This window comes from Reichenbachiella sp., assembly GCF_039944555.1.
In the GTDB taxonomy this organism is placed as follows: Bacteria; Bacteroidota; Bacteroidia; order Cytophagales; family Cyclobacteriaceae; genus Reichenbachiella.
In genome coordinates this window covers 1,044,779-1,069,465 of the sequence record NZ_JBDUYN010000007.1, presented here as the reverse complement: position 1 = coordinate 1,069,465, position 24,687 = coordinate 1,044,779, and the positions used below count along the sequence as shown (strand labels likewise).

At 40.1% G+C, this 24,687-nt stretch carries 25 protein-coding genes and 1 riboswitch; of the genes, 7 read left to right on the top strand and 18 right to left on the bottom strand.

All coding sequences use genetic code 11. The annotated features are described in order from the left end of the window. Window positions 1–16: 16 nt before the first annotated feature. From metF to ABJD64_RS13110, 6 genes are all read right to left on the bottom strand, one after another. Window positions 17–973 carry a methylenetetrahydrofolate reductase [NAD(P)H] gene (metF, locus tag ABJD64_RS13135; protein WP_348179346.1) on the bottom strand — a complete coding sequence of 319 codons (957 nt, stop codon included), beginning with the start codon at window positions 971–973 and terminating at the stop codon, window positions 17–19. Between the two features lie 42 nt (window positions 974–1,015). After that, window positions 1,016–1,402 (bottom strand): four helix bundle protein, encoded by a 387-nt coding sequence (locus ABJD64_RS13130; protein WP_348179345.1) that lies wholly within the window; start codon window positions 1,400–1,402, stop codon window positions 1,016–1,018. 49 nt (window positions 1,403–1,451) lie between these two features. Next, on the bottom strand, window positions 1,452–4,172 hold the full coding sequence (metH, locus tag ABJD64_RS13125; RefSeq protein WP_348179344.1) for a methionine synthase: 2,721 nt from the start codon (window positions 4,170–4,172) through the stop codon (window positions 1,452–1,454). 48 nt (window positions 4,173–4,220) lie between these two features. Next, entirely contained in the window at window positions 4,221–4,658 is a 438-nt protein-coding gene (locus ABJD64_RS13120; RefSeq protein ID WP_348179343.1) for a hypothetical protein, read from the bottom strand. A 36-nt stretch (window positions 4,659–4,694) separates the two neighbouring features. Further along, window positions 4,695–5,699, bottom strand: a complete 1,005-nt coding sequence (locus ABJD64_RS13115; RefSeq protein WP_348179342.1) for a homocysteine S-methyltransferase family protein — start codon at window positions 5,697–5,699, stop codon at window positions 4,695–4,697. 56 nt (window positions 5,700–5,755) lie between these two features. Then, window positions 5,756–5,878, bottom strand: a riboswitch (SAM riboswitch). 115 nt (window positions 5,879–5,993) lie between these two features. Continuing rightward, complete coding sequence (locus tag ABJD64_RS13110; RefSeq protein WP_348179341.1) at window positions 5,994–6,683, bottom strand: SIMPL domain-containing protein; 690 nt, start codon at window positions 6,681–6,683, stop codon at window positions 5,994–5,996. Window positions 6,684–6,880: 197 nt separating this feature from the next. On the opposite strand from ABJD64_RS13110, the gene ABJD64_RS13105 reads away from it, so the two are divergent. Together ABJD64_RS13105 and ABJD64_RS13100 are read left to right on the top strand one after the other, a co-directional pair. Continuing rightward, window positions 6,881–7,909, top strand: coding sequence for a fatty acid desaturase (locus ABJD64_RS13105; protein WP_348179340.1), 1,029 nt, complete (start codon window positions 6,881–6,883; stop codon window positions 7,907–7,909). 108 nt (window positions 7,910–8,017) lie between these two features. After that, a complete protein-coding gene (locus ABJD64_RS13100) occupies window positions 8,018–8,455 on the top strand; it encodes a hypothetical protein (protein WP_348179339.1) in 438 nt (145 codons plus the stop codon). On the opposite strand, the gene ABJD64_RS13095 is transcribed toward ABJD64_RS13100, so the two are convergent. Genes ABJD64_RS13095 through ABJD64_RS13070 form a run of 6 tightly spaced genes read right to left on the bottom strand, consistent with a single transcriptional unit; the run spans window position 8,456 to window position 12,277 of the window. Next, on the bottom strand, window positions 8,456–9,277 hold the full coding sequence (locus tag ABJD64_RS13095; protein ID WP_348179338.1) for an ABC transporter permease subunit: 822 nt from the start codon (window positions 9,275–9,277) through the stop codon (window positions 8,456–8,458). After that, a complete protein-coding gene (locus ABJD64_RS13090; RefSeq protein WP_348179337.1) occupies window positions 9,270–10,166 on the bottom strand; it encodes an ABC transporter ATP-binding protein in 897 nt (298 codons plus the stop codon). Before ABJD64_RS13090 ends, ABJD64_RS13095 begins: the two co-directional genes overlap by 8 nt. A 14-nt stretch (window positions 10,167–10,180) precedes the next feature. After that, the gene (locus ABJD64_RS13085; protein ID WP_348179336.1) at window positions 10,181–10,768 is read right to left on the bottom strand and encodes a hypothetical protein; all 588 of its coding nucleotides are present in this window, start codon (window positions 10,766–10,768) and stop codon (window positions 10,181–10,183) included. Then, window positions 10,758–11,285, bottom strand: a complete 528-nt coding sequence (locus tag ABJD64_RS13080) for a DUF4252 domain-containing protein (RefSeq protein ID WP_348179335.1) — start codon at window positions 11,283–11,285, stop codon at window positions 10,758–10,760. Before ABJD64_RS13080 ends, ABJD64_RS13085 begins: the two co-directional genes overlap by 11 nt. Before the next feature lie 4 nt (window positions 11,286–11,289). Next, window positions 11,290–11,778, bottom strand: a complete 489-nt coding sequence (locus ABJD64_RS13075; RefSeq protein WP_348179334.1) for a hypothetical protein — start codon at window positions 11,776–11,778, stop codon at window positions 11,290–11,292. Beyond that, window positions 11,747–12,277 carry an RNA polymerase sigma factor gene (locus tag ABJD64_RS13070; RefSeq protein WP_348179333.1) on the bottom strand — a complete coding sequence of 177 codons (531 nt, stop codon included), beginning with the start codon at window positions 12,275–12,277 and terminating at the stop codon, window positions 11,747–11,749. Before ABJD64_RS13070 ends, ABJD64_RS13075 begins: the two co-directional genes overlap by 32 nt. Before the next feature lie 123 nt (window positions 12,278–12,400). Here ABJD64_RS13070 and ABJD64_RS13065 point away from each other — a divergent pair, with 123 nt between their 5' ends. Next, a complete protein-coding gene (locus tag ABJD64_RS13065) occupies window positions 12,401–13,135 on the top strand; it encodes a DsbA family protein (protein ID WP_348179332.1) in 735 nt (244 codons plus the stop codon). 151 nt (window positions 13,136–13,286) lie between these two features. Next, the gene (gene msrA / locus ABJD64_RS13060; protein WP_348179331.1) at window positions 13,287–13,937 is read left to right on the top strand and encodes a peptide-methionine (S)-S-oxide reductase MsrA; all 651 of its coding nucleotides are present in this window, start codon (window positions 13,287–13,289) and stop codon (window positions 13,935–13,937) included. Here the strand turns inward: msrA and ABJD64_RS13055 are convergent. Further along, window positions 13,934–14,848 (bottom strand): MBL fold metallo-hydrolase, encoded by a 915-nt coding sequence (locus tag ABJD64_RS13055; RefSeq protein ID WP_348179330.1) that lies wholly within the window; start codon window positions 14,846–14,848, stop codon window positions 13,934–13,936. The two genes, msrA and ABJD64_RS13055, sit on opposite strands and share 4 nt — an antisense overlap. Window positions 14,849–15,046: 198 nt before the next feature. Between ABJD64_RS13055 and ABJD64_RS13050 the strand changes: the two genes are divergently transcribed. Then, window positions 15,047–15,979, top strand: coding sequence for a histidine kinase dimerization/phospho-acceptor domain-containing protein (locus tag ABJD64_RS13050; RefSeq protein ID WP_348179329.1), 933 nt, complete (start codon window positions 15,047–15,049; stop codon window positions 15,977–15,979). Between the two features lie 94 nt (window positions 15,980–16,073). Here the strand turns inward: ABJD64_RS13050 and ABJD64_RS13045 are convergent, their stop codons facing one another. The 4 genes from ABJD64_RS13045 to sppA all read right to left on the bottom strand — a co-directional run bounded on the left by ABJD64_RS13045 (window position 16,074) and on the right by sppA (window position 22,791). Continuing rightward, complete coding sequence (locus tag ABJD64_RS13045; protein WP_348179328.1) at window positions 16,074–19,109, bottom strand: two-component regulator propeller domain-containing protein; 3,036 nt, start codon at window positions 19,107–19,109, stop codon at window positions 16,074–16,076. A 147-nt stretch (window positions 19,110–19,256) separates the two neighbouring features. After that, window positions 19,257–19,979 (bottom strand): DJ-1/PfpI family protein, encoded by a 723-nt coding sequence (locus ABJD64_RS13040; protein ID WP_348179327.1) that lies wholly within the window; start codon window positions 19,977–19,979, stop codon window positions 19,257–19,259. Then, window positions 19,976–20,974 (bottom strand): biotin synthase BioB, encoded by a 999-nt coding sequence (gene bioB, locus ABJD64_RS13035; RefSeq protein WP_348179326.1) that lies wholly within the window; start codon window positions 20,972–20,974, stop codon window positions 19,976–19,978. Before bioB ends, ABJD64_RS13040 begins: the two co-directional genes overlap by 4 nt. A gap of 59 nt (window positions 20,975–21,033) precedes the next feature. Next, on the bottom strand, window positions 21,034–22,791 hold the full coding sequence (gene sppA / locus ABJD64_RS13030) for a signal peptide peptidase SppA (protein ID WP_348179325.1): 1,758 nt from the start codon (window positions 22,789–22,791) through the stop codon (window positions 21,034–21,036). 80 nt (window positions 22,792–22,871) lie between these two features. Between sppA and folK the strand changes: the two genes are divergently transcribed. Together folK and ABJD64_RS13020 are read left to right on the top strand one after the other, a co-directional pair. Beyond that, a complete protein-coding gene (gene folK, locus ABJD64_RS13025; protein ID WP_348179324.1) occupies window positions 22,872–23,354 on the top strand; it encodes a 2-amino-4-hydroxy-6-hydroxymethyldihydropteridine diphosphokinase in 483 nt (160 codons plus the stop codon). Window positions 23,355–23,356: 2 nt separating this feature from the next. Beyond that, window positions 23,357–24,106: a sulfite exporter TauE/SafE family protein gene (locus ABJD64_RS13020; protein ID WP_348179323.1), complete on the top strand. Its 750-nt coding sequence runs from the start codon at window positions 23,357–23,359 to the stop codon at window positions 24,104–24,106. On the opposite strand, the gene ABJD64_RS13015 is transcribed toward ABJD64_RS13020, so the two are convergent. Next, window positions 24,103–24,651: a hypothetical protein gene (locus tag ABJD64_RS13015; RefSeq protein WP_348179322.1), complete on the bottom strand. Its 549-nt coding sequence runs from the start codon at window positions 24,649–24,651 to the stop codon at window positions 24,103–24,105. The genes ABJD64_RS13020 and ABJD64_RS13015 overlap by 4 nt on opposite strands. Window positions 24,652–24,687 lie beyond the last annotated feature (36 nt).

The window sequence follows — 24,687 nt, the reverse complement described above, 5'->3', positions numbered from 1 at the left end:
AAATCTTCAAAAACTCTTAAAAAACCGCTTCCGCTATCTTCTGAACACTTGATGACTTACCCATAGAGTAGTAGTGTAGTACTGGTACGCCGTGTTCTTTGAGCTCACGTGATTGCTGAATGCCCCATTCGATACCTACTTGCTGCACTTCCTTGTTGTCTTTGCAATTTTCTACCGCTTCTACAAGATCGTCAGGCAAATCAATTTTGAAAAAGCTAGGGAGTACACTTAGCTGCGCTTTAGTCTTGAAAGGTTTCAATCCGGGAATAATAGGGACATTGATTCCCAAATCACGACATTTCTTTTCAAATTCAAAAAACTTCTGATTGTCAAAAAACATCTGAGTGACAATATATTCTGCCCCTGCATCCACTTTTTGTTTTAGGAATTTCAAGTCAGACTTTAGACTTGGTGCTTCAAAGTGTTTTTCAGGATAACCAGCCACTCCGATACAAAAATCTGTAGGATTGGCATTTTCCATTTCATCATCCAAATAGTGGCCATCATTCATGCCTTTCACCTGATGTAGAAGATCCAGTGCATAGTCATTGCCTTCTGGCTCCGGGGTAAATTTAGATTCTGACTTGATTGCATCGCCACGCAGCACCAGCACATTGTCAATACCCAAAAAGTTGAGGTCGATCAGTGCGTTTTCTGTTTCTTCCTTAGTAAATCCACCACAGATGATATGAGGTACAGGGTCCACGATGTATCTATGTTTTAAGGCCGCACAAATTCCAACAGTTCCAGGGCGCTTCCTTGTTGTTTTCTTTTCTAGGAGACCGTTGGGATGCTTCTTATACACATATTCCTCCCTGTGATAAGTGACGTCTATAAATGGCGGTTTGAATTCCATCAAAGGATCAAGGTGATCAAATATGTTTTGAATATTTTCTCCTTTGCGTGGAGGAATGATCTCAAGTGAAAAAAGTGCGCTGCCATTTGCTTTGGCAATATGTTCGGTTACTTTCATTTTTTTACTGTGTTGTGGTCGATTAGTGTTTGAGAGTTATGGTTATAGGTGATGAAGTACTTTGACTTGTTTGTTTTTTAGATATCTAATCAATCCAAGAGTCAGTTTTCTTGTTTTGTCAACTTGTTCATGAAGTATATCTAAATGATTTTGATTCAAATATTGTAAATCTTCAAATACATATAACATACTTTTAACTTCCGCTGCTGAACTGCTAGAGTATTCGAGAAAACGAATGAATTCCTTGTCGCTATACCTTCCAAATCCTTCAGCAATATTATTCATCATAGACAGTGTTGCTTTCCTCATTTGACTTTTGGTGTCATGGTCAATCGATTTGTTCTGATTTAGGCTTGAATAGATATTTTTAACCAAGACCCTTGCTTCCTTCCAACAATCTAAATCTTCGAATTTTAAAACTTTGGACATTTAATTCACTGTTTTAACCTGCTCAAATACATTAACACTTTAACACTTTCTATCCATAAGCGAGGTTAGGAGAGAGCCATTTTTCTGCTTCTTCCAATGTCATACCCTTCCTTTTGGCGTAGTTTTCGACCTGATCTTTTTCGATTTTCCCAAGTCCAAAATATTTTGATTCTTCATTGGCAAAATAGAAGCCACTTACCGAGGCTGCAGGATACATGGCATTGGACTCTGTGAGTTTTATTCCAGTTTCCTTTTCAACATCCAGGAGTTCAAAAAGAATTGGTTTTTCGGTATGATCGGGACAAGCCGGATAGCCTGGAGCAGGCCTGATACCCGCATATTTTTCGGCAATTAAATGCTCGTTGTCAAGAGATTCTTCAACTGCATATCCCCATAGTTCTTTTCTCACTCTTTCATGCATCAATTCGGCAAATGCCTCAGCCAAACGATCGGCAATGGCCTTAATCATAATACCGTGATAATCGTCATGCTCTTTTTCGTATTTCTCTATCAGCTTTTCGATTCCGATGCCTGTTGTTACTGCAAACCCACCCAAGTAGTCCTGTTTCCCACTTGCCTCTGGGGCCACGAAGTCAGCCAACGACATATTTGCGATATTGGCTCCTTTTTTGCCTTGTTGTCTTAGGAAATGGAATGTAGTCAGCTCTTTGCCCGACCGATCGGAAACGTTGATATCATCGCCATTGGTATTATTAGCTGGATAAATGCCTATTACCCCGTTGGCCTGCAGACTGCGTTTAGCGATTACATCGTCTAGCATTTTATTGGCGTCATTGTATAGGTCGGTGGCCTGCTGGCCGATGACCTCATCCTCCATAATTTTTGGAAACTTACCTTTCAGCATCCAGGTTTGGAAAAATGGAGTCCAGTCAATGTATTTTCTGATCTTTTCGAGCGGAAAGTTGTTAAAGGTTTTATTTCCTATGAAATTCGGCTTTTTGATATTTGACTCTTCCCAGTCAATCTTAAAAGCATTGGCTTTTGCCTCTTCAAATTTAATATAGTTTTTAGCCTTACTTCTTCCTGCATGGTTTTCTCTTGCCTCTAGGTACTCTTTCTTAGTTTTCTCAATAAACGCCCCCTTTTTATCGCTTAACAGATCACCAGCGACCGGAACGCTACGAGAGGCATCCAATACATGAACTACTGGCCCGCTGTAGCAGGGGTCAATTTTTACTGCTGTATGAATCCGGGAAGTAGTGGCTCCGCCTATGAGCAGGGGATATATGGCATTTTCTTTTTCGAGTAATTTGGCAAAGTCAACCATTTCGTCCAGAGATGGTGTAATCAGACCGCTTAGACCAATGATATTAGCATTTACTTCCTTGGCTTTTTCGAGAATCTTTTCATTCGGCACCATGACACCCATGTCGATGATCTCATAATTGTTGCATGCCATGACCACACCAACAATATTTTTACCAATATCATGTACGTCGCCTTTGACTGTCGCTAATAGTACCGTACCTGCATTACGTGCTTCACCATCAGCTTTTTCAGCTTCCAGAAACGGCGTGAGGTAAGCCACGGCTTTTTTCATTACTCGGGCACTTTTTACCACCTGCGGTAAAAACATTTTTCCTTCGCCAAAAAGGTCACCCACCACGTTCATTCCATCCATGAGAGGACCTTCAATCACATGAAGTGGGCGCTTGACTGATTGCCTGGCTTCTTCGGTGTCTTCATCTATGAATTCTACAATTCCTTTGACTAGTGCATGTTCAATTCTCTTTCCAACCGGAAGTTGTCTCCATTCATCATTTTTCTTCTCCACTTTACCACTACCCTTGAAGGTTTCTGCGAAGTCAAGTAGCCGTTCAGTAGCGTCATCCTTTCGATCCAGAAGTACATCTTCTACGTGTTCTAATAGATCTTTAGGAATGTCGTCATACACTTCAAGCATGGCTGGGTTGACAATTCCCATATCCATTCCCTGACCAATGGCATGATACAAGAATGCCGAATGCATAGCTTCTCTTACTGCATTGTTGCCACGAAAAGAAAAGGAGACATTGCTTACTCCGCCGCTTACATGAGCTGAGGGCAGGTTTTCTCTAACCCAACGTGTGGCTTGGAAAAAGTCAAGTGCATTTTTTCTATGCTCCTCCATACCGGTAGCTACCGGAAATATGTTTAGATCGAAGATTATATCCTCAGGTCTAAATTTAATTTTAGGGCCAACCATAAGTTCATAGGACCTTTTTACAATTCCGACCCTTCTTTCGTAGTTGTCCGCCTGACCATCTTCGTCAAACGCCATTACTATCACCGCTGCACCATATTGTTTAATCAGCTTAGCTTGTCGAATAAACTCTTCTTCACCTACTTTTAAGCTAATTGAGTTAACAACAGATTTACCCTGTGTGCATTTTAATCCCGCCTCGATGATTTCCCATTTGGAGGAGTCGATCATTACCGGAATCCTGGCTATGTCAGGTTCTGCAGCCATGAGATTAAGGAAGTTTGTCATGGTTTCTACACCATCTAGCATCCCTTCATCCATGTTCACATCAATAATTTGCGCGCCTCCTTCAACTTGATTTCGAGCTACCTCCAGCGCTTCCTCAAATTTTTCCTCCTTGACCAACCTCAAGAATTTTCTGGATCCCGTCACATTAGTTCTTTCACCAACATTGATGAAATTCATATCTGGTGTGACAATCAATGGCTCTAATCCACTCAATTTCATGGGTGCAAGATCATGCCATTTGTATTCGTACTTACCAGGGTATTCGGGATGGATATTCATTTGCCTACTGTATTTTACTTTTTCCTGTTGAATGACGATAATTAGTTTTTACATTAAGACATTCCAATTGTCTTCACCATTGGAATGCATCCAATCCTTATATTTTTCATCTCCACCGCGGGCTTTCCAATCTGAGTCAATGGTACACTTGGAACTAATGCCACCTCGGGGATTACAAATCATGACTATTCTTAACCTGTCGGGTTCATAAACTTTCATGAGGTGCTCGTAAAAGATATTGATCAAACGCTCGTAGGATACAGTTATATCCCTAAGTTCATAGACATATTGCTTGAGAGATTTAAGTTCTATGATTTTTTTCTTGGGATAAAAAGTCAAAAAGACTGTAGCAAAATCTGGTTGTTGCTTGACCCCCAAAAATGTAAACTCTGGAATTTTGATTTTAATCTCATATGCCTCTTTAGAGGGGTTTGGTATTGCAACTAGTGTATTATGATTAATCTCTTTATATAGTTTTGCACTCATGTCTTTGATTGTTTTTACTTATTGAATTCAAGTATGTCAAACCGCTACCTCTTTACTCTTTGACCTTGGCGGGTAATTTGAAGCCAGATCAGCAATAGCCTTAATATGATCTGGTGTGGTACCACAGCATCCGCCGATGATGTTGATGAGCCCATCATCTAAAAATTCTTTAATTTGAGATACCATATCTTCAGGAGTTTCGTCGTATTCACCGAATTCGTTGGGCAAACCGGCATTTGGGTGAGCACTGATATTGAAATCTGATTTGCTCGAAAGCGTATTCAAGTATGGCTTAAGCTCTCTTGCTCCAAGTGCACAATTCAATCCAATGCTAAGCAGATCTAAATGCGATACGGAAATTAAAAATGCTTCCGTGTTTTGCCCTGACAATATTCTACCACTGGCATCAGTAATTGTACCGGAGACCATGATCGGTATTCTAATGCCTCTTTCTTCGGCTATTTGATCTATGGCCATCAATGCAGCCTTGGAGTTGAGGGTATCTGTGATTGTTTCGACCAACAAAATATCTGCTCCACCATCTAACAAAGCCTTGGCTTGATTCCCAAAGGCCTCCAACAACTGATCAAAAGTAATGGCGCGATATCCAGGATCATTGACGTTAGGTGACATGGAGGCCAGTCTGTTAGTAGGACCCATGGACCCTGCCACAAACCTTGGTTTATCCGGATTATTGGAAGTAAATTCTACTGCAACTTCTTTAGCAATTTTAGCGGATTCGTAATTGATGCGGTAGACCCAATCTTCCAATTCATAATCTGCCTGAGCGACCCAAGTACTACCAAAGGTGTTGGTCTCGATAATGTCTGCTCCGGCTTCAAAGTATGCCGCATGTATTTCTTTGATTACATCGGGGCGTGTCACCGACAGCAGGTCATTATTGCCCTTGAGAGGGATTTTATGATCTTTCAGTTCATCGTTACGAAAATCATCTTCGCTGAGGTCATACCGCTGTATCATGGTGCCCATGGCCCCATCTAATACTAAGATTCGTTCTTTTAGAATATCTAAAATATCCATATCTATCAGAGTTTTAATTAAAAACTACCTACCAAAAAAGAAATCTGTTTAGAGATAACCTATCTTTTTCCAAATGATGATTCACTCAGAATGGGAGTTGGCACAACATCCAAATTGCGGCTATGGATATGTTGCCAAGACGTCTTAGGGCCCAATCCCTCGGTCTTTCTTGATAAGTAAGGCAAAGATATGCTAATCTACTTTGTGAACAAGATTTTGGTGAATATTTAGAAAATTCATATTGTTTGAGTCCTTGCATTGAAAGACTCGAAAATAGTGGTGGTTACTCGATCATCATTTCGATATTTCATAGGATATGAAGACCTGATCCCTGATGGTTAAGTCTTTGGCCTCAAAATTTGACATATCATTTTCAGCAAAGCTTTTCATCATACCCATATTGCCTCTATAGGGCTGAGGACTGTTATAAGTATTGCCATAATTGATTTCTTTGATACCCTGGATGCTGTATCCGGTTTCTTTGGCTAGTAGATCAGCTTTCCTTTTGGCGTCGGCAACGGCCATTTGTATCAGTAGTTCTTTTGCAGATTTCTCTTGCTCTTCTGACATGCCAAAGGCTATAGATACAGTTGGGGCCGATTCATCGGAAGCAGTTTTGTTCAGAACCTCCAGCAGTCTTTTGGTTGAATGATCGAATCTTATCTCCAGGCTTTGAGTAGCAATATACTCTTCACCTTTGGGTTCTCCCTGTCTATACTTTCGGTTTTGTCGAATATTGAAGTTGGATGTTTTAATCTCTTCTTTTTTGAAACCGATCTTTGCTAAAGAAAGCGTTAAGGCATCTATTCTGTTAGTCATTGAAGCTATGGCTTCGTCATAGCTGTCTTTCGTTGACCCTATAGAATAACTTATAATAGTTCGTTTTGGCTGTAAGGTAAGAGTTGCCTGGCCGGTTACATTAAGTTGAGCCCTGGCCGAAAGGATTATTAGTAGGCAAAATGGAATCAGGATTAATTTTTTCATTCTTTTAAAATTTGGCTGACGGATCGATTGCAAATATCATCCCAGGATTTGCAAAGGTTCAAATATCTTTACTTTTATGGTGAACGGTTACTTAGAATGATAAAAATTAAATAAGCCTAAAAAAAATGGCGATCTTTGTCACAAATTTCGGACAGTCTTGTCCTTGATATTAACTGATTACAATTGGAATTTTTAATATGAGTGATATTGAAATTAAGGCATTTGCTAAGGAGATGATGGCCACCTTGCAGAAATACAAGCAGATGTCATATAAGAAGGCCATTTGGCAAATGTGCAATTCGATGATTCCGTTTGTGGGCATATGGATTGCAATGTATTGGGCATTTTCGTACAATATTTTTTTGTTTTTTGGATTAGGAATAATTAATTCTTTCTTTCTCGTACGGATATTCATTATCCAGCATGATTGTGGGCATCATTCATTTGTCAAGTCAAAAAAATGGAGGGACGCGATTGGTTTTCTCTGTAGTATATTTAGCGCGATGCCCTATGAATATTGGGCAGATGCGCATGCATTTCACCATAATCACAATGGTAAACTAGAAACACGAGCCATAGGTGACATCAATACCCTTACGGTAAAAGAATATCAGGAGATGGGAACTTGGGATCGAGTAAAATATCAAATTTTCAGATTTCCGATTGTTACCTTTTTTATAGGTCCGATAATCTACTTTATCAGAAATATGCGGTTGCCTTTGGTAATTTTAGATTCAAATAAAAGTAGAGCTTACAAGAGTGTCATTATCAATAATATTGTGGTAATCGGAGGGATAGTTGCCCTTTGCTTACTCTTTGATTGGAAAGCAATTTTAGCCACATACGTGACCGTACTTTATCTATTTTCTATCATCGCTATATGGTTTTTCTATGTGCAGCATCAGCATGAGGATGGATATAAAAGATGGGAGAACGACTGGGATCATTTTGTGTCTGCTGTAAAGGGAAGTACGTATTACAAATTGCCTGCCTTGGTCAACTGGCTGACTGGAAACATTGGTGTGCATCATATTCACCACCTATATTCGGCTATTCCTAACTATAATCTGATCAAATGCATCAAAGAGAATCCTCAATTTAGTAAGTATACAACTGTGATCGGTTTCTGGGAGAGTCTTAAGTATATGAATCATAAACTCTGGGACGAAGAATCGCAACGAATGATCACATTTAGAGAATACAGTAAACTTCATAAAGCGGCTTAGAATGGGCTGATGTTTGCTGGGCAAGTTCTTGTTTTTTTGTAGTTTTGCGTGTTTCGTATAAGCGTCATGCATACGGTCATTACTTTAATTATCAACTCTTTATACTCTATGAAATTATTTTTTACATGCGTTGCCCTGGTATTTTTTAGCCACGTGGGACATTGTCTTACTAATCCAAACCAGCAGTCAAAGTCAACAACGACCTATGCGCACTACAATGCCAATCTGAGAATGATGAATTTGCATTATGCAAAGTATCAACACGAATTGACTAACAGAGAATTAGAGATACAACTGTCAAGGAAGGAAAAGTATAACAAGGCAGGTAATACCCTACTTGCTGTTGGAGCTGTTGCTACTGTGGTAGGTGTAATAATGATGGCTACCGCTGACGACATATTTTATACGACTACCACATCCACCTATGGAGGCACTGAGTCTGATGGAGATCCTCAAGGAGCTGTGGGATTGTTGCTCACTACCACTGGCGTTGCCGGAATTGTTACGGGGGCCATTTTTAAAAGTAAGGCCAAACGATCTCGTTAATTACAAATCTCTCTTTTTTAGAATCCAGTAGCTCAAACTCACGTTGAGAGCTAACCAACCTCCTACAATTAAGAGTTCCTTCCAGGAAATATAATCTTGTATTTCCTGGAATGCATACTTTAAAAAGGGTACGTGAATCAGATTATTCAAAGCTGCTATCGGAAGGTAATCTTTCAAAAACCTGATTTCATCCCAGATGTATGGGAAATGCTCAAGGAATTTAGCCATTAGAGGATCAAAGATTATGGTATACATGAGCAGTCCTACGATAACCAACCCTGCCTTTCTTACGAATAAGGCAATCATTAAAGCAAAGGTTAGAAAGACAAATACTTCGAATCCATAGGTTAGAAGAAACTCCATATTCGAGAATATGTATTTCCAGCCCAAAACGTGGGAGTAGATACTGCCTGTGATCAAACCAATCAAAAACAACAATAATGTGGCTCCTAATGATAAAATTCCTATGATGAGCAATTTGGTTTGTAGAAATTCCCTTTTGCTGAGTCCATCAATAATGTTTTGACGCATGGTGCGATAGGTAGCTTCATTGGCAATTGAGATGACCATGATAAAGCCTAAAAGGACCTTAAAGAAGGTGGCGATGTAAGCAATGTTGTGCCAAACATCTGGAAAATCATACAGAGGAAGAATGGTAGGGTCGATCCCATTAAAATCGGCCCCCTTGCTTTTCAGGAATTCCAAAAACAGCATTCCTCCGGAGCAGACGATTATCACACCTATGGCATACATGGATACCAGAATCCAAAAAGATCTGTTGTACTTTAGTTTGAGCCATTCTATTTGTAAGAGTCTAGTCATTTTCGTTGAGTATTTTGAGGAATTGTTTTTCAAGGCTTCCTCCTTTTCTTGAGAGGTGAGTGGCGGTCAATCCTTTTTCGAATAGAAAAGAGTTGATTTTTTCAGTGGTCAATCCGTTTTCCGTTGTAAGCGAGAGAACATCCGGCTGCTTTTCTATGTTCTTGATACCACTCAGATTATTAAGTGCTTCTTCAAGTTGGTTCAAATCTGCTGTAGCTACCTCAATTGTTTTTTGATCTGACAGCGCCTCTTCAACGCTGCCCTGATATAGTTTTTCTCCCTTCCTCAATACACAAAAATCAGAACATACCTTTTGCACTTCATCGAGCAAATGACTTGCTAGCACGATGGTCTTTCCTGAAGACGCAATCTGTTGAATGATCTCTCTGATTTCCACTATTCCCTGGGGATCCAATCCATTGGTTGGTTCGTCCAGGATCATTACTGGCGGATCAGCTAACAAGGCAGAGGCAATCGCAAGTCTTTGCTTCATGCCAAGGGAATAAGTTTTAAAGGGATCGTTTTTTCGTTCGATCAGACCAACTTCTGTCAATACCTCATCAATTCTTGAAGTCGGGCATTCTTTGATCTTCGCAACGATATGAAGGTTTCTTGCCGCTGACAGGTAAGGATAGAAGCAAGGCGTTTCCAATATGGCGCCTATTTTCTTCCGGCTATCTGCGTGTGGTGCTTTTCCAAACCATTCGTAGCCACCAGCGGTAGGTCTGGTTACGTCCAGTATCATGCCCAATGTAGTAGTTTTGCCACTTCCGTTTGGTCCAAGTAGGCCAAAGACCATACCTTTTTCTATAGTAAGGTCAAGGTTGTTTAGTGCGGTGAGTCTACCGTACTTTTTGGTGAGTCCTTTGGTTTCGAGTATGTATTCCAATGTAGTTGAGTTAATCAGTGATTGCTGTTGGCTATGTCTTGACCGACTTCTACTATATCAATCAATTGCGAAAATTTGCTCTGAAAGGTAGAATCGTTGTTTGCTATGTACTCATATAATTTAGGAATTTCTTTGAGCTCTAAACTTCCAGCGATGTCGAACACATAGTGTTCATTATTCATAAGCGCAACGCCCACGGTCTCGGTCGGCTTTTCCCGACCCAACAGATAGAATTTTTTGTTTGGGCCATCTAAAATCACATATTCTTCAAAATCATTCTCCGACTGCAGTTCTCCAACGAGGTTGTACAAATCGATGGTTTCAAATTTTCGATTCATCTTATAAAAGATGAGCTTATCGATATCCTGAATGAGCCTATTGAACTCCTCATTGTTCTCTAAATTGGCCATGCGTAATGTGCTTGGATAAAAATACAAGCTCATACTAGTGAGATTGTTTTTCTTGAGATCCGTGACAGCATCACACTGCGCCCAACTAACATGAGACAACATGACCAGAGCCAATGAGAGTAGGTAAACTCTGCACCCATTGGTGAGTGCAGAGCTAGTGAGTAATTGACCTTGAAATTTCTTATTCATCATCGTTGTCCAGCACTTTTAGATGGTCCATGCCACGCATTTTCATTATTTTGGAAAGTTTGGCGATTTGCTTCAAATCAATTTCTCCAAATAAACTCATGATCAGAAATTCTTCATTACCACCAACTATCATGAGTAACTCATTGATGATGCTGCCTTTGTCGCGAATCAAAAACTTAACGTTCTCCTTACCATCTTCGACAGACATCAGTTCTTCATATGCCTTGTCTTTGTCAATGGTACTGATTGCGCCGCCATAGAGCGTCTTAGGATCTTTTGGGTCTTCGTTGATGATTACCTTTATCCCTTTGAGCTTGCTCAATGCTTCAAGTACTTCTTTTTCAGCTTCATCTTCACTGTCAATTTCTGTAAATAGTGAGAACATTTTGCTCGTCACGGTCACTTTTGTGAATGCTGTATCAGCGACAAAGTTTGAAAAATATTTACTTATGGCATTGTCCTGTGCCATCGAAGAAATACTCCATATCATGGCTATAGTTACTATTGCTAATTTTTTCATTTTATTAATTATTATAATTCTGAATCTTTATTTTTTGATGCGTTTCTTCAAACTTGCTGAGGCCGTCCAATGTGTATTGGCTTCCTCGGTTCATTTTTTCCGAAACCATAAAGAGGGCACTTTTTGCAATTTCGAAAGCTTCCCGAGCTTCTTGCTGGCGAGCCAACTGTTTCTCTTTGTAAGAATGAAATCCCATGCCGCCTACAACTCCTATGACTAAAAGCACGGAGGCTGCAAGTTGAAGCCATTTCTTCTCAAAGAGTTTTTTGACCGGTAACTCATCATTGATCTTTGCAAAAAACTGATCGTCAAAATCATCACTTAGTTTGATTGAAGAGAACTGTTCCAATGCCTTGAAGTACTCGACCTCCTGCGGATCCGTTGACAGATCGTCAGAGGATATCATTTGTTTTTTCAGTTCAATCTCTTCTTCTACAGTAGTGTCAGCTTTCCAATACTTTTCAGCCAACTGCTTGATTTGTTTCCACTCCATAGTCCAATATTTTACTCAATGATGCCCTTACTTTTTGCCTTGCCCTGAACAAGTATACTTTTACCTGAGTGTCGTCCAAGTCTAAGATTTCTTCAATCTCTTGATTGGAATACCCCAGTAGTTCCCGCAGCCGAAAAATCTCTCTTTGTTTTTCGGGTAGCAGTTCCAACGTGGATTCGATTTTTTCCATCAAATCATTGTTTATGCTGAGATGGTCCGATACCTGATGCCCTGAAATCTGGTATTTTGCTTCTGATAGGTCCACTACATGCATTTTCTTTTTTCTCAGCTTGTCCAATGATTGATTGCGAGTAATCGTCATACTCCATGCTTCAATATTTTGGATTTCCTTGAGTTTTTCACGCTGGTTCCAAAGCTTCATGAACACTTCCTGAACGATGTCCTCAGCCAGTTCCACATTGCACACAATACTCAGGGCGTATTGATACAATTTGTTTTTGACTGGTAAAACCTCTTTTTTAAATTGTTCTGTGGTCATGTTGCTTAGAAGACGCCGAAGGTGAGGCGCGGTTACAATGAGTTTAAAAATATTTTCTGATAGGTTACATATTGTTTTGATTTCTTACAGAAATGAACTTTTGTTTGTCCAAGTGGGTATTACTTGTACGAACGTATAATGCGAAATGGAACTATGGTGAACAAAGACTTGAATTGCGAAGATGGCGCATGTGAAGTGCCTGAAGTGGATATGAAGAATGAACCCATGGGTAGTCAGGATAATATTGACAAGCTCATCTACATCGGTGATCCGATGTGCTCCTGGTGCTGGGGAATTACCAATCATTTGGAAAGACTGAAGGATGAATATGCAGATCAATTTGATTTTGAATTGCTTTTGGGAGGACTTCGTCCCGGAGGGGGAGAGGAATGGACGGAGGATTTTAGAAACATGATCCGAACACACTGGGAACATGTGCAAGAGGCGAGTGGTCAGCCCTTCGATTTTGACTTTTTTGAGCGTGATCAGTTTAACTATGATACAGAGCCCTCAGCGCGTGCCGTAAGGGTAGTTCGGGATTTAGATTCATCTAAGGAATGGGACTTTTACAAGCGTTTACAAAAGGCATTTTATGCAGAGAACATGGATGTGCATGATCTCAAAACATATGAAAAACTGTGCGAAGAGTTAGACCTTAATTACACCGCTTTTGAAGCACTTTTTCTTTCATCAGGTTACAAACAACTGGTTTATCAGGACTTTGCGAAGGCGCAGCAAATGGGTGTTCGTGGATTTCCAGCAGTTGTTCTGAAAAGAGGTGAACAATACTATGCCGTGAGTATGGGCTATTCGGATTATGACAAGATGAAGACGACACTGGAGAGCATAATTACCTAACATTGAATTCTTTGGATACTTCATTAGGCATTTGGTGGCTGGATTATATTGGCTGTCATTCCATGTTTATTCAAAAAATCTGATTGTTTGAATCATTTGATGAAAACCATTGTTGAAATCCAGTAAATTAGTATCACGTAAACCTCTATAAATGAAAGTCAATACACTATCTCTGTTATTATTTTTCACTCTAAGTTGTAGCCAGGCGCAGGTTTCTAATCAGGCTACCAGTCAAGTTGTCAAAGATCTAAGGGCTGATAGTAGCCTGGCAAAAGCCTATTTCGCTTCCGGTTGTTTTTGGTGCGTAGAGGCTGTTTTTGAGAGTGTAAGGGGAGTTAAGGAATCCATTTCGGGTTATTCAGGAGGACATACTAAGAATCCTACTTATGAAGATTCTAATACAGGCAGGACAGGACATGCCGAAGCAGTAGAGATCTACTACGATCCGAAAGTAGTGAGTTTTAGCACCCTGGTAGATGTTTATTTTGGTTCTCAAAATGTAACGCAGGTGAACGGCCAAGGTCCCGATAGAGGATCTCAATATCGATCAATTATATTTTACCAGACTGAGGAAGAAAAAAGAATTATTGACATGAAAATTGCTGAGCTGAATGATCTTTTAAGCTCTGATGTGGTGGCTTCAGAAGTTATGCAATTTGAAAAATTCTGGATAGGAGAGGACTACCATCAGAACTATGAAAGGCTTCATCCAAATCAGGGCTATATACGCGCAGTGTCCATACCACGTTTAAATAGATTCAAGGAGAAATTCCCTGACCTACTGAAGAGCGATGCTCATTAGAGGCCAATAATCATACCTTCTTTTACAATATTAAATCCATTGCCAAATACTCGATTTCGCTCTTCTGATTCAAACATGGCAGGATTGGTATGATTGAAGTGTATGAAGTGCACTTTTGATTTTTCATCGTCGGGCAGATCTTTCAGCAATTCCATAGTTTCTGTGGTAAAGGGGTGAGGGATTTTGCTCATGTCTCGACCTGGCAGCTCACCGTCTGCAAAGAAGGCCGCATCAAGTAGTGCATAGTCGACTTTTTTGATTTCATCAGCCAGGTTCTTATTCCAGGTTTTCCATTTATTGATATCCGGGATAAACAATATAGAGGCATTTGAGCTACTGATCGTGTATCCCACAGTTTCGGAGTATTCGTCTCTGTGTGGAACCAAAAATGGAGTGATTTTTAGGTCTTCGCCTAAAGAAATTGATTGTTCATTTTGTAATTCATTTATCAAGATGTTGTTTAAAGTTACCAGTTGGCTCCAGGGGCCATTGTTTTCCAAAAAGAACTTCATTTTGGGCATTGCATAGATGGGTATTTCTTTTGTACCCATCACTTCGCGTCCGAGGTGAATGAGCCCTGCATAGTGTCCAATATGTGCATGAGTCAGGAAAATTCCTGCCAAATTGTATTTCATAGAGTCTAGGACATGCAGTTGATCTTTGATGTCCGGAGTAGCTTCGAAAAGCCAAGCCTTTTTTGATGAAGTATTGAGGAGCCCCAAGCAAGTTGCATGCTGTTTTTCATTACGTCCTTGCCAGAAGGCTTCACAGCAAGATTTTTTGCAACCTGCCTGTGGATAACCCGCATCCTGCGCCATCCCAAGTATGATCAATTGCCAGTTGCTTTCCTGTGCTATAGCAGGGTATGTGGTAAACCATACACCTATAAGTAGAATGATTAAATGCTTCATTTTTGAGTATACATGATTTTTAATGCAAAATACGCATTCCATTTTAAGCTTATTATAGAATTCATAATTGATACCACATGGTATGATTAGTTATTAAGTGATAATTGTTAATACAAAAAATATGATTGTATTTTTCTAAAATGATTAGATTTATGATCTTGAAGTCGAGTTTTTAACCAACCACCACATCCTCAATATATGATTGAATCAGCACGCGAGATATTAGGCCAGCGTCCGAATCTGGCCGATTTTGTTAATGCCTTGTTCTTTGGGTTGCTGTCTATTCTTTTTGGTTATGTAAAAATCAACGTTCCTGGTTTTGAAGGAATATCTGCCGATTTCAGAGAAATACCACTGCTCATTTCAATTTTTTACCTTCGGTCACTATGGCCAGTAATAGTCATGTGTGGAGTGACGTTGCTTACTCCGTCGTCCGTGCATATTGTGACTGTCTTTTTTATGCATTTAGCCGGATTGGTTTTTGTTTGGACCACCTACAATAAGTTATTAACTAAAATCAGTTTGGATTGGCGTGGTGCATTATTATGGATAGTTAATTGTACTGTTTACTATTTGGTCTTCATTATTCCACTATTGATCCTGATTGGGCAATGGCTTGAACCTCAATATGAACTTGAATTCATTGAGTATTATGTGCGAGTATTTGGTCTGGTGAAATACGAATTTGTAGTTACAACCCTCGTTACGACCATGTATCTCATTCAATTTGACGTAAGAAATAAACTGATCAAACATGAAAGAACTTTAGAAACTCAAGTAGAAGACAGAACCAATAAACTTGCTACTGCTAATCATCAACTTAAGATGATGAATGAAAATTTAGACGAGATGGTAATAAAACGATCTCAGAAAATAAAGGAACAGCTCAATACGATGGAGAAGTATGTAAATATGAATTCTCATCAGCTGAGAGTACCACTGTCAAATATATTGGGACTTGTCAACTTATTGAAGGAGAAAAAGAGGGCAGATACAGAGCTGAGCTCACTTGTTGAGAATTTGGACGGTGAGGCACAGGCCTTGGATGGAATTATTAAGGAAATGAATACTTTGCTGGAAAATGAGATGAAATTTCATTCCAATGGTGATGAAATTGAAGCAAGCCATTAGGATTAATAACAATCCAAAACGATTACTCTTCATTTTGTAATCCGGACTTTTTAGATCACGAACGACCTTTGGCCAGTTTAGATAGCGTGGTATGCTAGTTATTTTTTTTAGGCTTCGGAATTGAAATTGTAAATGTGGAACCTTTTCCTTCTTCAGAGACTACTTCTATTTCGGCATTGAGTTTTTGGGCGGTTTCCTGGACAACGTACAATCCCAGGCCTGAACCTATACTGTTGTCATTTGCCCTAAAAAACATATCAAAAATTCGGTCGATGGCAGGTTTGGGAATCCCCAGGCCATTATCTGAAACGGAAAGTTCTACATGCCTTCCACTTTGCTGCAGTAGGATTTTGACCAGTGGTGTGGATTTATTTAGATCTGCAAAGATTACAGCATTGTGCATCAGGTTGCGCAAAATGACTCTAATCCTAGTCTCGTCTCCAGTCAGTCTGTCCTCTTCATTTATGTCATATTCCAAAGAAATGTTTTTTGAAGAGTCACGTTCTTTTAACCCTTCCCAAATACTATCAATAAGTGTTTTCAACTCAAATTCTCTATATTCAATTGCATCATTTTTGTTTTTGGAATAGTTGATCAACTCATTAATAAAGTGATTCATTTTATCTGTGCACTGCTTGATCAGGCCAAAGTATTCTCTGTTTTGGTGAGGGTCATTCTCATTTAGTGCTAGATTGACCAAGCCCATAGTTGATGTAAGCGGACCACGAAGATCATGCGAAGCACTATAGACAAACCGGTCTAGCTCGCTATTCATTTTCCTTAAGATGCGATTGGTTTTTTTGATGTCATAAACCCGCCAGGTATATAGTCCCCAAAACAACAGTACGAAAAAAATCACTGCGCTTGCTCGAAACCATACCGCTTCAAAAAAGTGCGGTAGTACAGTAAATGATAACTGAGCACCGGATTCGTTCCAAACGTTGTCATTGTTTGAAGCCTGCACTTGAAGCGTATAATCTCCATAGGGTAGATTAGTATATTCGATACGCCTGTCTTTGGTTGGTCCATTCCAATCACTGTCTATTCCTTGCAATTTGTACTTAAATTGAACCTTAGAGGGCGCGAGAAAGCTCAGTGCAGTGACGTCAAAAAGATATCGAAAAGTTCCAGGCTTTATTTCCACTCCATCTTCAATCGGGAAAATGGAATTGTTATCGATTTGCACTTTAGTGATGTAGACCTTTGGGACCTTTGTGTTTATGATTTTTTGACTGGGGTCAATAATAGCGACTCCTTCGAAGGTGGGTATCCATATTTTATTGGCTTCCTTATCATAGAAGCTCTTGGTTGCTCCTGTACATTCTTGACTTTCCATACCCTCTTCCTCGCCTAATAAGTCATAACTGACGTGTTGCAGGTTTTGGGTAAAGTATTGGTTGAGATTATTTTGTCCGATTTTGATCACACCAATCGGAGAACTCAGCCAGAAATTACCTGCTTTGTCGTCTACAATGTCGAAAAACTTTTCCATTTTTAGTTCCGGATGAAACTGAACCTTTTCTATTTCACCTTCGGAAAACCGAAAAAGTCCAAGATTGGTACACAACCAGGTGTTGTTGAATCCGTCGACCAGCATGTTGAAGATCAGAGTACCGGAATTATCTTTTTGTATTGAGAAATGATTCCATTCTCCGGATGCCGATAGCCGACTGAGTCCACCTGCATTCGTTCCCAATAGTAAGTTTCCGTTTTTGTCTTCCTCTATGCAAAGCACATAATTGGTCAGAAGACCAGAGTTTTTATCATATGAGATATGATTGCCTGCCTCATCAAAACGAATTAATCCTCCCGTTCTGGTACCTATCCACATGGTGCCTTTTGAATCTTTGAATAGCGTCCTGATGTTCTGGTTAGGTAAGCCGGTACTTTCGTTGTAGTAAGATTGTTTGCCATTCTTTAGTTTGACAAGACCTTTGTAGTTGGCAATCCAGGCAATATCGTCTTCAAATAAGAAGTCCCTAATTACATCCTTTTTAAAATTATCCCGCAGATGCAAGTGACTAACCCCATTTCCGTCATAAATATTGACTATACCGTCCTGGGTGCCGATATAATGCTTACCGTTATATCTGCCGATGATATGAACCTTATTGGTGGAGAGCCCTTTTTTAATAGTTAAATTGGTAATTATTCCGGCTTTAAATCGTGCTAATCCACCTTCATAAGTACAAACCCACAGACTACCTTCGTTATCAAAAAATAAGTCAACAACTCTTTTTCCGGGTAGTCCCTCTTTTTGTGAAAATAGCTCATAGGTTCCATCATCCGGCCGATAACGAATTAGACCACGCTCACTGCCCACCCATAAAACACCAAAATCATCAACCACCAAGTCGTTAATGATTTCACCCTTAAACGCTTTGAGATATTGAATTTTGTCATCTTTAATAACATTTATTCCATTAAGCGTGCCCACGTATAGGGTATTGCCCTTAGGGTAAACGGTGCTGATATGATCACCGAGCAGACCATTTTTTTGGGTGAATTCAACGATTCTTTGCTTCGAAATTTTGAATACGCCTTTGTTGTCGGTAGCGACCCAAATATTCTGATCTGAATCTTCTGAAATATTGTGGATGGTTACATTTGGAATTTCACTTGTTCTTGCTGCTTTTCCATTAGCATCAATTTTGTAAAGACCATTGTTTTTTGAGCCTAACCAGAGATTGTTTTGACTGTCTGAAAGAATTGACACCACCGAACTGGGAATAAAATTAGGTAGCGGCATACTTGTGAATTGTCTGCCGTCATATCCAATAACACCGCTTGAACTGGTACAGAACAAAACATTACCCCGCTTGTCTTGGGTGCCTTCATATATTGTGTTTGAAGAGAGGTAGGGGATATTGGTCTGATCATAAATTTCAAATTTGTTTCCGTCAAATTTTTGGAGCCCATTGTACGACGATATCCATAGATAATCGTCAGCAGCCTGAAAAACTGAAATGACGTTGTTTGAAACTAGGCCACTCTTATTGGTCCATGTGTCCATGGCCAAATCCCTGATACTAGATTTTGGGTCAAACCCCTTAAGATTGTTTTTATTTTGACAATGTGCATTTTGTGCAAGCACTATTGCAAGGAAAAACAGGAGTTTAAATATCTTCATAGCTGGCAGCAAATACTATTTGACAAGTACTATCAACAGAATTAAGGTACAGAAATTTGATTACTATGGAAAGCGTATGATTGGATAATGCCTTTTTTTTCGACGGCTGATCACTCGATACCGTCTGGTATTCTTTTTAAATAGATTCTATTCTACTTGCAGATAGGGGACTTTCGATAAATCCCAATCGATAACTAACCCGTTTGCCAGTTGATCAGCTACTTTTTTTCCGTACATAATCTCGCACAAGTAAAGAGCAGCTTCAAAGGACTTGGCTCCTCCGGCTGAAGTGATAAACTTGTCGTGATGCACAAAGAGAATGGAATCATGGATGACTTGGTCAGGATATTTGTTTCGGTATGTATCAATATCTCCCGGGAAGGTTGTGGACTCAATGTCCTTCAGCAGCCCTGCTTCGGCTAACACAAATGCCCCGTCGCAATGTGAGGTAACATAGGTAGCTTTTTGGGCAGCCTCCTTTACAAATGACAACATGACGGAGTCTTCCAAATCTTTGTCCAAGTGCCCTTCCGCACTCGGTACTACTAAGATATCGATGGCAGGCAAGCAGTCTGTAACGTAATTAAAATCAGGAATCAATCGAATGCCTTCAAAGCTGGTAATGGGTTCATTGGTATTGGCTACCATAAAGACATTCATCGGCTTGATACCTTCTCTGAATATGGTATGATGAAATATGTCAAACGGAGCAGTCAATTCAGTATTGAACGTGCCATCCATAATCAAAAAGGCCACGTTGTAGCGGCCCTTCTTAATATTTTTGTACTTATCAATCGAATTTTTGGAATCAACTTTTACTGTGCATGCGGCACAAATGGTTAAAACCCAAAAAAAGATGAGGTTGTTCAATGTTGTGGAATAGTCTGGAATTCGAGGGGCTCCTCATTTTCTTTGAAAGAGGCCCTGGGCTTCAGGTTTAACGTCTGAAACATTTGCTTGTCCATATCCTCTTCAGGATTTGGTGTAGTCAAAAGCTTTTCACCGGCAAATATTGAGTTAGCACCGGCAAGGAAGCACATCGCTTGTTCTTCTACACTCATTCTGACGCGGCCTGCAGATAATCTTACCATCGAATTTGGCATGATGATTCTGGCCGTTGCTATCATCCTGATCATTTCCCAAATGGATACTCTTGGCTGATCTTCCAGGGGAGTGCCTTCTACGGGTACCAAGGCATTGACAGGTACGGATTCAGGATGTTCTTCCAAGGTGGCCAACGTATGAAGCATGCCAACTCTATCTTGATGACTTTCTCCCATGCCGATGATTCCTCCTGAGCAGACAGATATTTTCGCTTTTCTTACATTGTTCAATGTATCCAAACGATCATCATAGGTTCTGGTAGATATGATTTCGTCATAGTGCTCTTCACTGGTATCCAGGTTGTGGTTGTAGGCGTACAATCCGGCATCTTTTAATTTCTCAGCTTGCTCTTCTGTGAGCATACCCAACGTACAGCAGACCTCCATACCCATGCCGTTCACACCCTTCACCATTTCTAATACCTTGTCAAAATCGCGATTGTCTCGCACTTCTCTCCAGGCGGCACCCATACAGAATCTTGTGCTGCCGTTATCCTTAGCAGCCTTAGCAGAATCCAGAACCTCATCCACTTCCATCAGTTTGTGAACTTTCACATCAGTATGATACCTGGCCGCTTGAGGGCAATACGCACAATCTTCAGGACATCCACCAGTTTTCACAGAAAGTAAAGTACACACCTGCACTTCATTAGGGTCGTGATAGGCACGGTGTACGGTAGCAGCCCGATACACGAGGTCCATGATCGATGTGTTATATATCTCTGTTATCTCTTCTCTGGTCCAGTCGTTTCGAATGATCATGCTCAAAAATCTTTTATTAGGGATTAATATTATGGAAGCGCTAAATTAGAATATTTTATTTATTTCAACTCCAACTCATAAGGCATTCTGGCTTGAATTCCCTGGTATTTTTCTAATTGTTTGATGGCATCAACGAACTTAGCCATTTGACCATAATTTTTGTTGAAGATTCTGGTTTCTGTTTCTTCTAGTACTGTACTAAAGATTTCTTCCCATTTCGATTTCAATTGAGGATAATACTTTACTGCGTAGTCGTCTGATATCCCTGCTTTGGCGGCGGCCAATTCTACGGCGTCATTGTAGGTGCCTAAGATATCGACCAGTCCTCTTTCTTTGGCCTGGCTTCCTGTCCAGACTCTGCCTGAGGCTACAGCTTTGATGGCGTCTTGTGTCATATTTCGACCTTCGGCGGCCTTCTTGGTGAACATCTCATATCCACGTTCAACGGAGGTCTGGATGATATTTCTTTCATGGTCGTTTAAGGCACTTGATACCCGGTATAGATCAGAGAATTCTCCGGTGCTGACTCCATCATTGGTAATGCCTAGTTTGTTCTCCAGAAAGTCACCCAGGTTAGGAATCATTCCGTAGATTCCAATCGATCCTGTAATAGTCATTGGCTGTGCCACTATGGTATCACAAGGCATCGCCATGTAGTATCCTCCTGATGCAGCTACTGCGGACATAGACGCAATAACTGGTTTTTCTTTTTTTGTCAGCATAATTTCATTCCACATCACGTCTGAGGCCAACATGGACCCTCCCGGAGAATTCACTCGAATCACTACTGCTTTCACTCTTTTACTTTCCCGTGCCTTTTTGATGGCTTTTACGAACTTTTCCGAACCTACGGTCTCAAGATCACCTGAGCCTGAGATGATTTCTCCATCAGCAACAATTACAGCCACTTTGTTGGATGAGTAGTCTGATTCGACTGTTTGCATATAATTGGACAGATTTACAAAGTTGATTTTTTCATCGTTCTTTAGATCCAATTCGGTTCTGATCATCTCTTTCACCTCGTTTTCATAGGCTACTTTCGTTACCAAACCGAACTCAGCTGCATCATCGGCCTTTCGAACAAGCATCTGATTGGATATTTCTCGTAAGCGATTGAGTTCAATGTTTCTAGACTCACTCACATTTTTCAAAAAGTGATCATAGATATCGTTTACAAAAGATCCAACCTGCTCTTTATTGGCATCGCTCATGTCTTTTCTGAAATAAGGCTCGACCGCGCTCTTGTAAGTACCCACTCTGAAAATCTGAGCTTCAATATCTAGTTTGTCAAATAGCCCTTTGTAAAAGGTGATGCTGGCATTCAATCCATTAAATTCTAATGTGCCAATGGGATTCAATACAATTTCGTCGGCTACGGACGCGACATAATAGTTGGCTTCGGAAATATATTCTCCATAGCTGTACACGAATTTTCCACTCTCTTTAAAATCAAGTATGGCTAGCCTTATTTCATCGAGTGCTGCATAGCCACCGCTTACATAGCCGTGTTCAAGATAAATGCCCTCAATATTGTCGTCATATTTTGCAGCTTCGATAGATTCCAACGTTTTCAATAGCGCTAATTTGGCATCGCCAGAATCAGGAAACAATTCTGCGAATGGATCCTCTGGAACCCGTTCTGAAATCATACCGCTCAGGTTGATATACAAGACAGAATTACTTTCAACGGACGGTACTTCATCTGAGCCTGAAGCAACGATAATTCCTACGATGGCAGGAACAAAGATGAAAAGGAAAATAACGCAGAAAATGATCAGCGCTGTGATTGTCGATAAGACAGATTTAAAGAAGGACATGGACTTTGAATTCTTTTATTTTCTATTATTGCAAAACTATTAATTTCAGCTATACGCTGACCCCAATTCAATTTTATTTTATGAGTCATTGTTTCTTGCTGTTAGGTACCAATATTGGTGACAAAAGACATAATTTATTACAAGCAAGGGAATTAATAAGTGCACGGGCAGGAGTAATATTGACTTCCTCTTTTGTTTATCAAACTTCAGCTTGGGGCAAGGAAGATCAGGATGATTTTCTAAATCAGGTTTTATATTTGAAAACTTCTTTCGAGCCCAAAGAGTTACTGAATTTGTGTCTGGAGATTGAAAAAAAATTAGGGAGAGTAAGGTTTGAACATTGGGGAGAAAGACTAATTGATATCGATATATTGTATTTTGAAAATCTTGTAATCGAGGATGACGAACTGATCATCCCTCATCCGGAAATTCAAAACAGAAAATTCACTTTAGTACCGTTGGTAGAAATAGCTGCCGATTATCTTCATCCAAAATTAAAACAAACCAACAAGGACTTGTTGGGACTTTGTACAGATCCGCTAGATGTGGTTAAAATAGATTAATAATGGCGTACTATGAATATCTTCTGATCTTTGGTTCCGGACTGATCGCCGGGTTTATTAATGTAGTTGCTGGCGGAGGTTCTCTCTTGACGTTGCCCATTCTGATATTTTTAGGGCTACCGCCTGCTATGGCCAATGGCACCAATCGGGTTGGGATATTCTTACAAAACGTATTTGCTGTAGGGGGCTTCAAAAGTAAAGGAGTGTCTGCTTTTCCATTTTCTATCTGGCTCTCCATATCAGCCTTAATTGGGGCGATAATTGGAGCGAAGATCGCAGTCGATATCAGCGGAGAACTATTCAATAGAATCTTAGCTATTGTTATGATTCTGGTGATTGGTATTACAGTCTTTAATCCACTGAAGAAAAAGGGTAACCAGGAGGAACTGATGAGTCCTGGACGTCAAACTGTCAGTGTGATTGCCTTCTTTTTTGTTGGAATTTATGGCGGATTTATTCAGGCTGGCGTCGGCTTTATTATCATATCAGCTTTGACGCTGATCAATCAATTGTCACTGGTGAAAACCAACAGCATCAAAGTATTTGTTGCACTGATCTATACCATTTTTGCCTTAGGTGTATTTGCCTGGGAGGGACAGGTCGATTGGGTCTTAGGACTAACTTTGGCTGCCGGAACCTCTATCGGTGGCTGGACAGCCAGCAGATGGTCTGTCGATAAAGGTGATAAATGGATTCGCTATTTCTTGATAGTGACCGTGTTGGTGATGGCTGTTAAACTTTGGTTTTTTTAGTCTCCTAATAACTGTTTAATAACAATGGGTTCTTCGTCCACCAATGTGGGAGCAGTGCCTGTGCCTCTAATTTCCCACTGATGTTGGTAGACTGACGAATAGCGGATAACAACACTGGCACCTTCTCTTCTAAACAAATTGGCAATTGGGTGTTTTCGGATCGAATCAGAATTGATATTGATTGGCCAGACTCTAACGCCAGGTTCTATCACTCTTCCTTTTCTTAATGACGATGTACCTAAGGGAAGCCGTGCATTTAGGGAGTCTTTGTACAAATGAGCAAAACTGGCTGGGTCCATGTCATAAATGGAGTCATTGAAAATCACCTTGATATCTTCCAGAATAGCAGGTCCTAAACCAGTGTTTTTGAGTTCCAACTGATAATTCTTGCCGTTATTGTTATTCCATAATTCCAATTTTGGAAAGGATGTCTTCTCTTGATGCTCACGCATGATTTGAGATTGATAGACAAGTGTAGCTAAGGTGGCTACACTGATCACAAAAGCGGATACGCTAAAGATTTTGTCACTGTCCCATTTCGACATTACTGGCTAAATTTAGTTCAACGTGAAAATAAACAA